A 15,638-nucleotide genomic window follows, 5' to 3' on the forward strand; every position below is an offset into this window, starting at 1 on the left:
ATTAGGCACTCAAAGCGAAAGCGAAGTCAGGGTGAACGGAAGGACGAATCCGATGGGAAGCTCTCTTGAAGATAGCTTTCACGCCATTTAACGTCACGCTCTGCTGCTTTGCTGCAATCTGACTTCCGAAAGGTGAGGTTTGAACGATGAAGGGATTTTTGATCGGGCTGATCGTCGGACTGCTGCTGGTTCCCATTGGAGCGGTGTTCTATTTTCATTTTGGACATCCCCCAGTTGCGGTCGCCGACCCGTCCTTCCCGATGGAACAACAGGTAGTCCACGTTCCTCTCAATGCCAGGATCGACGCCGAGGCCCCCAAAAACGCCCCCATCGAACCAAGTCCGGTCAATCTGCAGGCCGGGGCCCTGATTTATCGCCAGCAGTGTGCCGCCTGCCACGGCCTCTATCCGACCGCATCCTCATTCGGGGGGAGCATGTATCCCGATGCCCCTCAACTATGGAGCCCGCATGGGCACGGCGTCGTCGGGGTCAGCGACGACCCGCCCGGCGAGACATTTTGGAAAGTCGACAACGGGATTCGGCTCACCGGTATGCCGTCCTTCCGTAAGATCCTCAATCCCACACAGGAGTGGCAGGTCTCGCTCTTGCTAGCCAATGCCGATAAACCCCTACCGTCGGACACGCTGTATCTCCTCCAGCAACCGCTCTATGCGCAAGTCACGCCACCCTCCAGCGGTTCAGCATCGGCCACACCGGCGGCAACCACTGAAGGCGCGAAATAATCGCGCCTTCAATCACCTTCTGAATAGCGTTCCAATCCTATTTGAAGGCGTAGGTTACCCCAGCCGTGAACTGGAACGAGTTGCGCTTTGTCGGAGGAAGCGCAATTGCCGGGTTGTTGAGGTAGGAATCAAGCGTGCCTAGTGTCACGCTCAGACGCTTGTAGGCTGGAATCGAGAATGTGTTGAGTTCGTTCACCGAATAGGCATGCAGATTGTTCCATGCCGGGATATATGCTACCTGTTGCGAAAAGAGCAGCCCTTTCGGCAAATGACGTACGTAAGCGGCGGAGAAGGTGGAACCGATCAGGTTCTGATCCTCTCCCGGCAGTGCGTTGATAAAGCTCTGCCGCTCGTACTGCACAAGCGCTTTCAGATCGAGCGTCTGCTGCGGCTGCTTGATGATCGTCCAACCAACGCCGCCGCCATAGATCTGCTGCAAGTCGAGACTTTGAGAGAAATTGTGGTCGAAGGCCACCGCTCCCAGATAGTAGACGCGGTCGCTAACGTACTCGTCGCGTTCTGCGTCGGCGTGGTAGATCGATGTTTTTACCGTATTCTCAGGAACGAAGGTCGCTGGGGTTGGCGGCGGCCCGACGGTCGCTGGCTGTATATAGGACGGGTCGGTGATCTTTCCGTAAGAAGCGCTGAAGTCCGCTGTCGTCTTGTTGCGCGGGGTCAACCACGACACGTCGGGAATTGCCCGAACAAGGTTGATGGCGCCGTTGAAAGTGTAGGTATTCTGCGTTGCCTGGACGATTGTCGCGCCGAATGTGCCGGTGCCATTCCACCCATGAAAGAACCCAGGCTCGGTCTTGATCTTGCTCTGGAAAGTCGCGTCATCAATTAAGAAATCGATGTTCTTGACTGGAATTGCAGGCGTCGTTCCACCCGAGTCGGTGTGTACCTGAACACTCTGGTCGGCGATCGTGAGGGTCCCCTGAGGAACCAGCGCGTCCGGGGTCTTCCGGCTTGGCTTAACCCCCTTCTCAAGCACCGCAAATTGTTGCGGGGTTCGAAGCTCCTTCACCTTGTCCCAGGGGACCGTTACGTCTCCTGCCATGTCGCTGTGAAAGACCACTGAACCGGCCATCGAGCGGAGCAGCTTACCGGTCAGTTGATCGCCGTTGTTGAAGACAAGCACGTCTGTGCCGGCAGCCGGTGGCGCAGGCGGATCGGCCGCAAAGCCGCGCGAGGTCGCGAGCGGCGCGACCATCAAAAGGACCATCGTCTGTCCAAATCGGCGGAAGATCGAGGTGCGGTGAAAGGTTTGTAAGTTCATACGGCGTCGGCCTTTACTCCTGAAAATAGAGTCAATACAGCCATGATAAGGATGTCCCGGCCCAGAAAGGGAAAATTGATCGCGAATTGATCGACGCAGAGCTTGAATTCTGGATATTTCTCATACGACGCAATCAGTTGCCGATCGTGGTGGGAAGACCTTCCAATATCGTCCGCTGTTTCGCGGCGGCGATCCGAGGTTGACCAAAGGCCGCACCGGCCACCAACCTCCGATAGATTTACAATCAAACGGTACGCATGAGGAATGGTTCGCCGCAGCGTACAACGCATATGCGATTTGAATCCCGAATGCAATCAACGACACTCCGAGAAGGAAGCTGTTTCCGACTATGAAAATGCAGATGGACGTGGCCAATCCGGCTGAGCTTACGGCAGAAATCGCAGAATGGCTTGAGGCCTTCGATGATGTCATCGTCGCCGAAGGTCCGGAGCAGGGCGCGGAGCTTTTGGCCGCCTTGCGGCATAGGGCTCGCAGCGCTGGTATCTCGACTCGCGGTGAACTGACCACCCCTTATCTGAATACGATCCCCAAGCATGACGAGCTCCCTTATCCCGGCGACCGCCAGGTGGAACGCCGCATCGAGAGCCTGATTCGCTGGAACGCGCTCGCTATGGTACACGGTCAGAACAAGAAGGACGCTGGCATCGGCGGTCACATTGCCACTTACTCTTCGCTGGCCACGTTGCTTGAGGTTGGTTTCAACCACTTCTTCCACGCCACCTATAGCAGCCAGACTGGTGGCGACCAGCCTGGCGATTTTATTTACTTCCAGGGCCACGCCTCGCCCGGGGTCTACGCGCGCGCTTTTCTCGAAGGCCGATTCGATGAACAACGGCTGCTTAATTTCCGGCACGAACTTCGCGACCAGCCGGGACTTTCTTCCTATCCGCATCCCTGGCTGATGCCCGATTTCTGGCGCTTTCCCACGGTTTCGATGGGCATCGGACCGTTGAACGCCATCTATCAAGCGCGCTTCATGCGTTATCTGGAGAACCGTAACCTGATCGAGAAGACCCCTCGCAAGGTCTGGGCCTTTGTCGGCGACGGCGAAACCGACGAAGTCGATACTCTCGGGGCACTCGGCGTCGCCTCCCGCGAAAAGCTCGACAACCTTATCTTCGTCATCAACTGCAATCTCCAGCGACTCGATGGACCGGTACGCGGCAACAAACGCATCATCGACGAACTCGAAGAAGTCTTCCTGGGCGCGGGTTGGAACGTCATCAAGGTCATCTGGGGCGGGGGCTGGGACAAGCTCTTCGAGCGCGACCACAAGGGGCTGCTCCTGAAACGCATGGAAGAGTGCGTCGACGGCGACTATCAGGCCTTCAAGGCCAAGGGCGGCGCCTATATTCGCAAGGAATTCTTCGGCAAATACCCGGAGTTGCTGGAGATGGTCAGCGACATGACCGATGATGAGATCGACGCGATGACCCGGGGCGGCCACGATCCCATCAAGGTCTATAACGCCTACAATCGGGCGGTTGAGCACACTGGGCGGCCGACCGTCATCCTCGCCAAAACCGTCAAGGGTTTCGGACTCGCCAGCACCCAGGCCAGAAATGCCTCTCATCAGGAAAAGAAGCTTACCGACGAAGCACTTGCAGCCTTCGTCAAACGCTTCGACTTGCCCATCACCGAAGAGGACGCGAAGCACGGTCACTTCTACAAGCCAGGTCTCGACAGCCCGGAGATCGCCTATCTGCAGGAACGCCGTCAGGCTCTCGGTGGCTATATGCCCCGTCGCGAAGTTGTCTCCATCCCCTTCCAGGCGCCGGAATTGGATTACTTTGCCGAATGGACAGCAGGGTCAAAAGGTCGCGCTGTTTCGACGACTATGGGATTCGTCAGCATCTTGCGGCATCTGCTCAAGGATAAGGATATTGGCAAGCTGATCGTACCGATCGTTCCCGATGAAGGCCGCACCTTTGGTCTTGAGTCCGCCATTCGCCAGGTCGGCATCTATGCTCCCGAGGGTCAGAAATACAAGCCGCATGACGTCGACATGCTGCTCTTTTACCGAGAAGAAAAGGACGGCCAGATCCTGGAAGAAGGCATTACTGAGGCCGGTTCGATGGCGTCGTTCACTGCTGCCGGCACCGCTTACTCGAACTATCGCGTTCCGGCAATTCCCTTCTACATGTACTACTCGATGTTCGGTTTCCAACGGGTCGGCGACATGATCTGGGCCTTCGCCGATTCACGCGGCCGCGGCTTTCTTATGGGCGGTACCGCCGGACGCACCACCATGCTAGGCGAAGGCCTGCAGCATCAGGATGGCCACAGCCACGTCCTCTCGAGCACCGTTCCTACCTGCCTCAGCTACGATCCGGCCTACGTCTATGAGCTCGCCGTCATCCTGCAGGACGGCATCCGGCGCATGTACCAGCAGGGCGAGAGCGTCTTCTACTACATCACCATGTACAACGAAGACTATGCCATGCCTGAAATGCCAGAAGGCAGCCGGGAAGGTATCCTGCGGGGCATTTATAAGTTCAAAGGGGCGAAAAAAGGCAAGGCTACGGTGCAGTTGTTCGGCAGTGGACCCATCCTGAACGAGACTTTACGCGCTCAGGATATTCTCGCGGAGAAGTACGGTGTTCAGGCCGATGTGTGGAGCGTCACCAGCTACACCGAGCTTCGCCGCGACGCGCTTTCAGCCGATCGTTGGAATCGCCTCCACCCCTCCGAGCCGGAGAAGACGCCCTATGTCGTTTCCGCGCTTCAGGGTACGAAAGGCCCGATCATCGCCGCTAGCGACTACATGAAGGCGGTGCCTGACCAACTCGCCCCTTGGCTTTCAACAAGGCTTGTGACGCTAGGCACGGATGGCTTCGGGCGCAGCGACAATCGCGAACATCTTCGCCGCCATTTCGAAGTGGATGCCGAATCGATCGTCGCCGCTACCTTGTCGAAGCTCGCGCGCGACGGCAAGTTCGACGCAGCCAAGGCCCAACAAGCACTCACCGATTTGGGGCTGGAGACCGAAAAGCCTAATCCAGCCTCCATCTAATCCAACGCACTGACATCAAAGAAGGCTTCTCCATGCCGAGAAGCCTTCTCTTCTTTTCGACCAAGCCCGTCGCTTCGATGGCAGCCTATCCCACCCGTTACGCATTTCATTCATCGGAATGCGAAGCCAATTTGAAGGTTCCGAAGCAGATTGCTCTACTTGAACCCGTCACATGGTCCTGCGGCGGGCTTATTTTATTGAGGCCAAAGCATCTCCAGTACGGTATCATTGCCTCCTAAAGTTGCACTGTTCTTATTGCACCGGAGGAACGACTTATGGCAGCGCGACCCTATTGGTCTGGGCATATTCAAATCTCGCTGGTGTCATTCGGCGTCAAGCTGTTCACGGCGACCGAGTCGATGAGCGAGATTCGCTTCCATCAGCTGGATCGCAAGACCGGCGAGCGGGTCAAGTACCAGAAAGTCTCCTCCGCGTCCGAGGAAAGCAAAGTCGAGAAGACCGACATCGTCAAGGGCTACGAGTACAGCAAGGGACAGTACGTCACCGTCGAGCCTGAAGAGATCGAGAACCTGCGCATTCCCTCTCGTCACACCCTGGAGGTCGCCCAGTTCGTCGACGCCGCTGAAGTCGACCCCAGCTATTTCGAGAAGCCCTACTTTGTCGTCCCCGAGAGCGATACCCAGGCCGAGGCGTTTGCCGTCGTGCGAAAGGCGCTCCAGAAGACCAAGAAGATCGCCCTTGGCAAGATCGCCTTCGGCGGCCGCGAACACCTCGTCGCCATCGCGCCGCCAGCGGACGACAAGCTTGCCGGCATGATGGCATACACCATGCGCTATGCGGCGGAGTTGCGCAATCCTGCCTCCTATTTCGCCGATATCAAGCCGGTGGCCATCGAAGAAGATCAGCTCTCGCTCGCTGAGGAGCTTATTAAAAGAAAATCCGCCAAATTCGCTCCTGAGAAATTCAAGGACGAATACGAAACCGCCCTCAAAGCAATGGTTGAAGCCAAGGTGCACAACGCGCCCATTCCCCGCGAGGAACCAGCGCCTGCCTCTTCCAAAGTCATCAACCTCATGGATGCTTTGCGCAAGAGTGTCCAACGCGACGAGGGCGACGGCGAAGCGCCAAGGAAAGCGTCGACCAAGTCAACTGCGGCCAAGAGCACGCCAGCCGCGAAAAAAGGCATCGCCCTGGTGAAAGCGAAGTCGCGCAAGACGGCGTAATCCACAATGGCAACCAGGCGCAAAGGCGCAGCCAAGCCGTCAACCCAAGCCACTCCCGCAGACGCAATCGACGCGCAACTGGAACGCTATCGCTCCATGCGGGATTTCGACGTCACCGCGGAGCCAAGTGGCGGCAAGAAAACTGAGGCCGCTCCCCAAGGATTGCCCTTCGTCATCCAGAAACACGCCGCCACTCGTCTCCACTACGACTTCCGGCTGGGCTGGAATGGAGTGCTCAAAAGCTGGGCTTGCGCCAAAGGCCCTAGCTACGTCACCGCCGACAAACGGCTGGCCGTCCAGGTCGAAGACCACCCCATGGAGTACGGCGGCTTTGAAGGCATCATCCCCAAAGGCCAATATGGCGGCGGCACCGTCATGTTGTGGGATGAAGGGACCTGGGAGCCGCAGCCCGGCCACACCGATGTGGACGAAGGCTTACGCACCGGCTCACTCAAATTCATCATGCATGGCACGAAGATGAAGGGAAAGTGGACGCTGATCCGCATGGGTGGCAAAGCCGCCAGTGAGAGCAAGCCCAATTGGCTGCTGATCAAGGAACACGACGACTTTGAGCGAAAGCCGGACGATCCCGCGATCACGGAAGAGGCCCCGAACAGCGTTGTTACCGGGCGCAGCCTCGAGGAGATTGCCCGCAACGAGGACCATGTCTGGAACTCGAAGGAAACAGCTACCGGCAACGCCTGGCACCGTAACGACCAACAGTCAAAGTCCGAAAAGCCAGTAACTACTGCCGGCGCCGCTTCAAAGAAGTCCGCTGTTCGAGCCGGGGCAGCATCGAACAACGCCGCGTCGAATAACTTCGAAGCCGAGCTAAAGAAAACTCCCAAGGAAAAGCTGCCAGACTTCATTCGTCCCCAATTGGCTTCGCAGGCCACGAAGCCGCCGGCTGACAAGGGCTGGATTCATGAGCTGAAACTCGATGGCTACCGAATTCAAGCTCGCAAAGACGGCGAACGAGTTCAACTTCTTACCCGCACCGGGCTCGATTGGACCCATCGCATGAAGACCATCGCCGCTGAGGTGGCCAAACTCCCCGCTGACAACTTCCTTGCCGACGGCGAGGTCGTGGTGCTCGCCGACGATGGAACCACTAGCTTTGCCGACCTGCAGGCTGCTTTTCAAGAGGGAATCCGCAAGCCGCTGACCTACTTCGTCTTCGACCTGCTTCATCTCAACGGCCACAACTTGCGCGGCCTGCCCCTGCTCGAACGCAAGGCCATGCTGGCGAAGCTCCTCCATGAGAGCGGCGAGTTTGTGCGTCTTGGGGAACACCTTGAAACCGATGGCGCGACCATGTTCCGCAAGGCCTGCGAGTTCGGCGCCGAGGGCATCGTCTCCAAGCGCGCCGATAGTCCTTACAGCAGTTCGCGCAGCTCCTCTTGGCTCAAGCTGAAGTGCATCCGAGGCCAGGAGTTCGTCATCGGCGGCTTCACTCTTCCCTCGAACGGCATTCACGGCGTAGGCGCGCTGCTGCTCGGCTACTATCAGGACAAGAAACTGATCTACGCTGGCCGTACCGGAACCGGATTTACCCAGAAGACCCACGCCAAACTGCGCGATCAGTTGGACAAACTACGCCAGTCCTCCACCGCTTTCGAGAAGCCCCCCGCCGAGGCCCGTAAGGGCGCGATCTGGGTCAGGCCGGAGCTCGTCGCTCAAGTCAATTTCTCTACTTGGACCGCCGACAACCTCGTCCGGCAAGCATCTTTTCAGGGCCTTCGCGAGGACAAGCCGGCCAGTGAAGTCGTTCGCGAAGCAGCCGGCACTTCTCCAAAGCCTCGCATTCCAAAGCACGCCGATCCTGCGCCTTCAGCTGAGAAAGCCGTTCCCAGCCTAGCCTCTCGCAACAACACCGGCGAAGGAAAGACTCAGCATGCCCCGATCCGCCTGACTCATCCCGACAAAATTCTGGACGCCGCCTCGCAGCTCACCAAGCAACAACTTGCTGACTATTATTGGCAGATCGCGCCTTTCATGCTTCCGCATATTGCAGGGCGTCCGCTCTCGCTCGTGCGCTGTCCGGAAGGCAGTGGGCAGCCCTGTTTCTTTCAGAAACACGCCAGCAACATGCTTCCCAAAAGCCTCGAATCCGTAGAGGTTCGCGACAAGAAGACTGGCAAGATTGAACCCTACATCACGCTTTCGACCCAGACGGCGCTCGCTGAACTGGCGCAACTGGGGGTGCTCGAACTCCACCCCTGGGGTTCCCGTAACGAGGATCTGGAGCATCCCGACCGCATCATCATCGACCTCGATCCGGATACCGCCATCGAATGGCAGACGCTTGCGGCCAGCGCCGCGGAAGTCCGCGCCGCCCTCAAGAAGCTACACCTCGAGAGCTTTCTCAAGACCACCGGCGGCAAGGGATTGCACGTCGTCATTCCGATCGAGCCTGAATACGACTGGGGGGTCGTGAAGCAATTTGCGCACGCCTTCGCCCTCAGCATGGAGAAGCAAAATCCGGCCCTATACCTCACCAAAATGACCAAGTCCGCCCGCGCCGGTCGCATCTACATCGACTATCTCCGCAACGAACGCGGCGCTACTGCGGTGGCTCCCTTTTCACCCCGGGCCCGGCCCGAGGCAAACGTCTCCATGCCGATCAATTGGTCGGAGCTGAAGCTCCCTGAACGCCCCACCTTCCGCGTCGTGGACTTCGCTGAGTGGAGCAGCCGCCTGAAACGCGATCCCTGGAAGCGGCTGCCAGCCACTAACCAACGAATCACCCCCGAGGTCCTCAGCTCCTTCAAAATCTCTGCTTGAAGCAAAAGAATGGCCTCGCTGGATTGACGATCCGCGAGGCCGGGAGGTGTGTGCTAGAGGAAGAGTAGCCCGATCGCCGGTCGACGTCTTGGGCAGATTGGATGGTTTTCACCTCCTCCTTTGGGTGGGGACGAAAGCTGCACTGTCGACTCGGCAGCTGTAATAGCATCGACGAAGAGCATCAAGAAATGGCGCTCGCCGGAACGTTGAGATGTATGATCCCGACCAGCAAAAGGGAACGCAATGAATAGCAATCAACCGACTCACTCCAAATGGAGTGAGATTGAGCCCGAGCAACTCAACCCGCTCATTGGCCGTCAATTTGTGGTTGGCAATCAGCTTATGCTTGCCCGCATCCTGTTGAAAGAAGGCGCGGTGGTTCCGCTTCATCACCACCACAATGAGCAGCTCAGCTACATCCTGGAAGGAGCGCTAAAGTTCCTCCTCGACGGCCGCGAGGTTGTCGTTCGAGCCGGCGAGGTCCTTTGCATACCACCCAACGTTCCGCATGAGGCAGTCGCCCTCGAAGACACTATCGATATCGACGTCTTCACCCCGCCTAGGCAGGACTGGATCGATGGCGAGGATGCCTATCTTCGCCAGCAAAGCGACCGCCGACGGGATTGAAGGCCGGATCTATAGAAGAGTGACGAGGACTAGGCGAGGACTATTGGATGGACTTTGGACTCAAGAACCGCAGCGTGATCGTGGCTGCATCAAGCGACGGGATTGCCCGCGCTGCTGCTGATAAATTCGCTGCTGAAGGAGCGCGTGTGGCGATGTGCTCCCGCGATGAAGGCAAGCTTCAGACCGCGGCCGAGGAGATTCGCCGCCGCTATGGCGCTGAGGTTTTCGCAGCACCCTTGGACGTGACCAACGAAGCTGCAGTCCATGGCTTCGTCGAGGAAGTCGGCCGGCAATTCGGCGCCATCGACGTGTGCGTCACGAACGCCGGCGGCCCGCCCGCAAAGATGTTTCTCGAGACGGTCACCGGCGAATGGCAGGGTGCTTTTGACCTCAATCTGATGAGCGTCGTCCATCTCGCCCGTGCCGTAATTCCGTGGATGCAGCGCCAACGATGGGGTCGCATCGTGACCATCACGTCCGTTTCCGTGCGCCAGCCGATTGCCGATCTGATTTACTCGAACACCGTCCGCGCCGGGGTCCTTGGTCTCGTCAAGAGCCTGTCGAACGAGTTCGGCCAGGATGGGATCACAGTGAACAACGTCGCTCCCGGCTGTACGGCGACTGCCCGCCTGAACAGCCTGATTCAGAAGCGTGCACTGAGTCTGGATATCAGCGAGGAAGAATACAAAGCGCGGCTCGCAGCAGAAGCAGCGCTAAAGCGCCTAGGCCAGGCCGAAGATGTCGCCGACGCCATCGTGTGGCTCGCCTCGGAACGCGCCTCTTTCATCACTGGACAGACGCTGCTGGTCGACGGCGGCCTTTACAAAGGCCTCTAAGGTAAAGCAGTCTGGAAAAGCCAGCTTTCGATCATGGCTGGGGGAGAGTCAAACCCCTTCTGCACCCCAGCCATTACGAAGACGCATGGAAATCCATACGTCGCCTAACAGTGCTTGCAGGCTTTGCCTTCCTGCTTCGAAGGCGGCACATCGTTGGCCGGATTCTGATCGAAGAAGCCGTTCGGCTTCAGCAGAAATCCGATATACGCCGTAGGCATTACCGGACAATCCTCGGGCCGGGGAATATGGGTGTGACCAAAGGTGTACCAGAAGACAACGTCGGTGTTGTCGATGGGGCGATCCGCTTCGACCCACTTCACTAAGCCGTCGCCACCGCTGCTCTGGTTGGGGAAATCTCCAGCCGCGAACTTCTCGCCCTCGCTGTAAGGAGTGACCCACACGTGATGATTCACAAAACCCGCGCGTTTGCGCCACCACGCATTCGGTGAGGCAAAAGGAAATGCATTGTCACCGGGAAAAAACTTGTACCCGGTAGGTTCGCCGAGCGCATTCTTCACCGAAGGGTTGATGAACTTCCATGTCCGCCCGGTTTCAAGATTCAGATGAGCCAGCGCCTGCTTCTCTGTCTTGAGATCGGTGGCCTCGACGTGGAAGGCATTTTCGTAGGGATCTTCATCGCCGTCGACCGGGCCGGCGACTACGTCCACCTGCTGTACCGTATTGCGGCTCCCATCGATGCCCACATCCAGCCGCATGTTGAAGAAATGCTGATGGTTCGGCGCATAGAGCAAAGGGGCGACCAACCTCCCGTAGTTGGCCTTCTCGCCTTCATGCAGCGTGCCCAGCGATAAAATCCCCGTGAGCTTGATCTCAAACCCAATGTTGCCGTCCTGGTAGAAGTACCAAAAGAACCCGTACTCATAATTCTCGACAGTTGAAACCGAAGAGACCACCAGCCGCCGCGAACGACGAACCTCGGGAGCATCCGGCAGCCGCCGGTCGGTATGCTTCCAGAGAATGCCGAAATCCTCTTCATGAATGCAGATCGCGTTGCCGATCGTCAGTTCGCGCCCCCGGCTGTCGCAGAGATGCGCATCGAGATATTCGATGTGTCCGACGCAGTCACAACCGAGTCGAAGGCTATTCGCGCACATCCCCATTCCGTATTCGCCCACATCGAAGGCATTCTTACGCACCTGCGTCGGCTTGGGGTCTCCATAGGGCACCACCATTTCCGTTAGCGAAGCGCGATAAAGAATGGGGCGGGCGCGGCCCTGATCATGATACCGGACATCGTGAATCGTCAGCCCCTCGCGCGCGTTGAAGCCGATAAGAAACTGCCAGTTCTGCCATGAAATGAAGTTGCCTTGAAGCGAAAAACTCGGCCCGTCCGGTTGGGTGATGTGCAGCGGCTTGATGCCGGTACGCTGATTTGGGACCCGGTCGGCGGAGTAGTTCGCTGCCTGGGGAGGCAGCGGCCACTTACCATACTCTTCCACCCGAATCACCTGCATCAGGTTCAAGTCGACGATAGGTCGAATGCCCTCGATCGGCCGCGCGTAGCCATTGTCGGTCGGGTCGCTGCGCAGAAAGCATAGAGGCCGTGCCAACCGGCGGCTGCGGTCCTCTTCCGAGCCGTAATTTCCGGCGCTCCAGATATCAACCATAACCAGCGACGTATCGGTGATCCCGTATTGCCGCTCGAGCGCTGCCTTGAAATCCTCGCTCGCCAACACCGCCTGTTCGCACTCGAATTGCTCGTCGATCGAGAGCGTCGGTTGTGAGCCGGCCGGGGCGATCTCCGCCTTTAACACTCTGCCGCTGCTTAGGTCGAGCGTCACCGTAGAGGCCTGATTGACAGCGTTGTCGAACAGTACAGCCACTGCCTCCCGTTGGGCGGCCGGCCCTTGTGGCCAGCTATAAACCAAGGACTTCTCCGGTTCTTTCAGAATGATGCTAATGATTCGCGTACTCGGCGTGAAACCATCGGCGGTTCTTAGCAACTCGACAGCGGTCTGGATTTCGGCCGCGCTGAGCGGTTCGAGAGGATGCAGCGTACTCTTCGCAACGGGGAGCGGTTCTAGAGTCTGAAGCGGCATGTTGATGTCCTTCGGTGGCGCTGATTCCTGGGCGACTTTCGCCAGCAGGCCGGGGAAATTGAATCTATTTTCGCTATCCTACCCGAAGACCAGCCGAAGCGAACCCTACAAGAACAGCTTCCGCCACAATCCTCGGGATTTGGCTTTCACCTGCTTGGCCACAGTGAGCCCAAAACCTCTTTTGGAGTGTCCAATCCTGAATAGCTGGTAAAGAAATCCGGAAACTAGCACCCTCGTCGCCGGAACAGCTATCCTTGTTCCTGTCAGAGCGGTCGGCGCGCTAGATGTGCGACGAGTTGTCATCACACTGATCTGGACACGACTCGTTGGTTCGAGTCACGAGATAACAAAGGAGCGATTTATGCAACTTGGCATGGTGGGTTTGGGCAGGATGGGAGCAAACATGGTGCGGCGGCTCCTGAAGGGAGGCCACGAATGCGTGGTCTTCGACATGTCGCCCAAGGTCGTGGACGAACTCGTCCAGGAAAAGGCAAAAGGGAGCTCCTCGCTGAGCGATATGATCACCAAGCTCGAAAAGCCGCGCGCCTTGTGGCTGATGGTGCCCGCGGGTGTCGTCGAGCAAACCATCGACAGTCTCGTCCCTCATCTGGAGGAAGGCGACATCCTGATCGATGGGGGAAATTCGTACTATATCGATGACATTCAGCACGCCAAGAACCTGAAGGAAAAGGGCATTCACTTCGTCGACGTCGGCACCAGCGGCGGCGTCTGGGGCCTGGAACGTGGCTATTGCATGATGATTGGCGGCGAAGATGAAGTCGTCAAACACCTCGACCCCATCTTTGCCACACTTGCGCCGGGGATTGGCGACATACCCAGGACAGCCGGCCGCGAACACCTCGGGGGCACCGCCGAACAGGGCTATCTCCACTGCGGCCCGAATGGGGCCGGCCACTTCGTCAAGATGGTCCACAACGGTATCGAATACGGGCTCATGGCCGCATATGCCGAAGGATTGGGCATCTTGCGCAGCGCGAACGTGGGCAAGCAAACCCATGCTTCCGATGCGGAGACGACCCCCTTGCGGGATCCCGATCACTACAAGTACGATCTCGACCTCCGCGAGATCACCGAAGTCTGGCGTCGCGGCAGCGTCATTGCCTCGTGGCTGCTCGACCTGACCGCCGGTAGCCTGGTCAAAGACCCCAGTCTTGCGCAATTCGGCGGCCGGGTCTCCGATTCCGGCGAAGGGCGCTGGACCATCAAGGCCGCCATCGACGAAGCAGTACCGGTTCCGGTGCTCTCCGCAGCTCTTTACTCGCGCTTCAGCTCTCGCGGCGAAGCGGAATACGAGAACAAGCTGCTCTCGGCGATGCGCTTTGGCTTTGGTGGCCACCTCGAGAAGGCGGAAGGCAAGTAAATATGCCAGGCGGCGGCATCGATCACGATGCCGCCGTCTGAACGCTTGGGCGCTTGAAAGTAGCGGCACCGCTTATCCGCGCTATTCACTACTGTGGATTGGAAGCGCCAGAGCAAGGCGCGTGTGGTGTTCGCGCGCTCATCTTTGCCCCAGTTTGCCTCTGAACTCTTTTGCTACTGGACTCTTTCACTCTTGACTCTTTTATAGACAGATTCGGTCTCGTGTGGTTCGCTATCTAGGTGAGCACAACCCATCCGTTCACGGGAATCCCGGTTAATAAGCCGCGCCAGGTACTCTTCGCCAGCCTTATCGGCACCACGATTGAGTTCTTTGACTTCTACATTTACGCCACGGCGGCTGTGCTGGTCTTTCCCAAGCTATTCTTTTCGTCGAGCGATCCATCCGCCGCCGTCCTAGAATCCCTGGCTACCTTTGGCATTGCCTTTCTCGCGCGGCCTATTGGCTCGGCTCTCTTCGGGCATTTTGGCGATCGCATCGGCCGCAAGACGACCCTGGTTCTTGCCCTGTTGACCATGGGGATCTCGACCATCGCCATCGGCGCATTGCCCACTTACCACACCATCGGCTTCACCGCCCCGCTGCTGCTGGCCTTGTGCCGCTTCGGACAGGGTCTAGGTCTCGGCGGGGAGTGGGGTGGCGCGGTCCTGCTTGCGATCGAGAATGCTCCGCCCAACAAACGTGCCTGGTATGGCATGTTTCCTCAGCTTGGCGCGCCGATCGGCTTCTTCCTCTCCGGTGGCGTCTTCCTGCTGCTCTCCCGCCTGCTGACTGACCAGCAGTTCTTCACCTTCGGTTGGCGCCTGCCCTTTCTGGCCAGCGCGGTGCTCGTCTTCCTTGGACTTTACGTTCGTCTCACCATCACCGAAACCCCGGTCTTCCGCCAGGCCCTGAACCGCGGCGAGCAAGTCAAGCTGCCTCTGCTTTCGGTCTTCCGCAACTACCCTCGAGAATTGATCACCGGCATTCTCGTCTGTCTCGCGACCTTCGTGCTCTTCTACCTGATGACCGTCTTCGCGCTCTCCTGGGGAACGACTGCTCTCCATTACAGCCGGAGCAAGTTCCTGCTCATGCAGCTTTTCGACATTTCCTTCTTTGCCATTACCATCCCCCTTTCCGCTCGCCTGGCCGAACATGGCCGGAGGCGGGTCATGCTCTGGGTCACAACTTTGATCGGCGTTTTCGGGCTGGTCATGGCGCCGATGTTCGTGGCCGGCACTACCGGCGCTCTCCTAATGATGGCGGTAGGTCTCGGTCTGATGGGCGTCACCTACGGACCGCTGGGCACGGTCGTCTCCGAACTCTTTCCAACTCCGGTCCGCTACACCGGGAGCTCCCTGGCCTTCAGCCTCGCCGGCATCCTGGGAGCCTCGCTCGCGCCTTACATCGCCACCTCCCTCGCCAAGACCTACGGACTACAGTACGTTGGCTACTATCTGACAACTTCAGCCTTCTTAACCCTCTTAGGACTGCTATGGGCTCGAGAGACGAAAGACGACGACCTTGCTAGAATCAGCGCGCCGGAGATATAAGCGCCAGCTGCATCCTCGCAGATTCATACGCTCAAGCAAGAAGCCATTCAGGCTTGCTCAGCGGCGTAAGTAGACTTCTTATGACCCTCTTTGCGTTGAGCCAACTTTGTCGCTGGAGTGACTGGCACGCGGAGCCAAGCGGCGAGAAGAGCGCTTTTTG

The 15,638-nt window shown here is 58.2% G+C and carries 10 protein-coding genes; 8 read left to right on the forward strand and 2 right to left on the reverse strand.

What is annotated here, in order from left to right; translation table 11 throughout:
- The first annotated feature begins 146 nt into the window (after window positions 1-146).
- On the forward strand, window positions 147-743 hold the full coding sequence (locus ACPOL_RS08260; RefSeq protein WP_114206628.1) for a c-type cytochrome: 597 nt from the start codon (window positions 147-149) through the stop codon (window positions 741-743).
- Between the two features lie 37 nt (window positions 744-780).
- Here the strand turns inward: ACPOL_RS08260 and ACPOL_RS08265 are convergent, their stop codons facing one another.
- Entirely contained in the window at window positions 781-2,022 is a 1,242-nt protein-coding gene (locus ACPOL_RS08265) for a DUF481 domain-containing protein (protein ID WP_114206629.1), read from the reverse strand.
- Window positions 2,023-2,371: 349 nt separating this feature from the next.
- On the opposite strand from ACPOL_RS08265, the gene aceE reads away from it, so the two are divergent.
- The 5 genes from aceE (at window position 2,372) to ACPOL_RS08300 (ending at window position 10,487) form a co-directional block, all read left to right on the forward strand.
- Window positions 2,372-5,056 (forward strand): pyruvate dehydrogenase (acetyl-transferring), homodimeric type, encoded by a 2,685-nt coding sequence (gene aceE / locus ACPOL_RS08275; protein ID WP_114206631.1) that lies wholly within the window; start codon window positions 2,372-2,374, stop codon window positions 5,054-5,056.
- Between the two features lie 275 nt (window positions 5,057-5,331).
- The gene (gene ku / locus ACPOL_RS08285) at window positions 5,332-6,240 is read left to right on the forward strand and encodes a non-homologous end joining protein Ku (protein WP_114206633.1); all 909 of its coding nucleotides are present in this window, start codon (window positions 5,332-5,334) and stop codon (window positions 6,238-6,240) included.
- Between the two features lie 6 nt (window positions 6,241-6,246).
- The gene (gene ligD / locus ACPOL_RS08290) at window positions 6,247-9,024 is read left to right on the forward strand and encodes a DNA ligase D (protein ID WP_114206634.1); all 2,778 of its coding nucleotides are present in this window, start codon (window positions 6,247-6,249) and stop codon (window positions 9,022-9,024) included.
- Window positions 9,025-9,267: 243 nt separating this feature from the next.
- Window positions 9,268-9,651, forward strand: a complete 384-nt coding sequence (locus ACPOL_RS08295) for a cupin domain-containing protein (protein ID WP_114206635.1) — start codon at window positions 9,268-9,270, stop codon at window positions 9,649-9,651.
- 47 nt (window positions 9,652-9,698) lie between these two features.
- Window positions 9,699-10,487, forward strand: a complete 789-nt coding sequence (locus tag ACPOL_RS08300; RefSeq protein ID WP_114206636.1) for an SDR family oxidoreductase — start codon at window positions 9,699-9,701, stop codon at window positions 10,485-10,487.
- A 104-nt stretch (window positions 10,488-10,591) separates the two neighbouring features.
- Here ACPOL_RS08300 and ACPOL_RS08305 read toward each other — a convergent pair whose 3' ends face one another.
- Window positions 10,592-12,547 carry a primary-amine oxidase gene (locus ACPOL_RS08305; protein ID WP_201759123.1) on the reverse strand — a complete coding sequence of 652 codons (1,956 nt, stop codon included), beginning with the start codon at window positions 12,545-12,547 and terminating at the stop codon, window positions 10,592-10,594.
- Between the two features lie 361 nt (window positions 12,548-12,908).
- On the opposite strand from ACPOL_RS08305, the gene gnd reads away from it, so the two are divergent.
- Together gnd and ACPOL_RS08320 are read left to right on the forward strand one after the other, a co-directional pair.
- Entirely contained in the window at window positions 12,909-13,928 is a 1,020-nt protein-coding gene (gene gnd / locus ACPOL_RS08315) for a phosphogluconate dehydrogenase (NAD(+)-dependent, decarboxylating) (RefSeq protein ID WP_114206638.1), read from the forward strand.
- Between the two features lie 239 nt (window positions 13,929-14,167).
- The gene (locus tag ACPOL_RS08320; protein WP_114206639.1) at window positions 14,168-15,478 is read left to right on the forward strand and encodes an MFS transporter; all 1,311 of its coding nucleotides are present in this window, start codon (window positions 14,168-14,170) and stop codon (window positions 15,476-15,478) included.
- Window positions 15,479-15,638: the final 160 nt, after the last annotated feature.

Origin of the sequence: Acidisarcina polymorpha (genome assembly GCF_003330725.1) — a bacterium.
In the GTDB taxonomy this organism is placed as follows: Bacteria; Acidobacteriota; Terriglobia; order Terriglobales; family Acidobacteriaceae; genus Acidisarcina; species Acidisarcina polymorpha.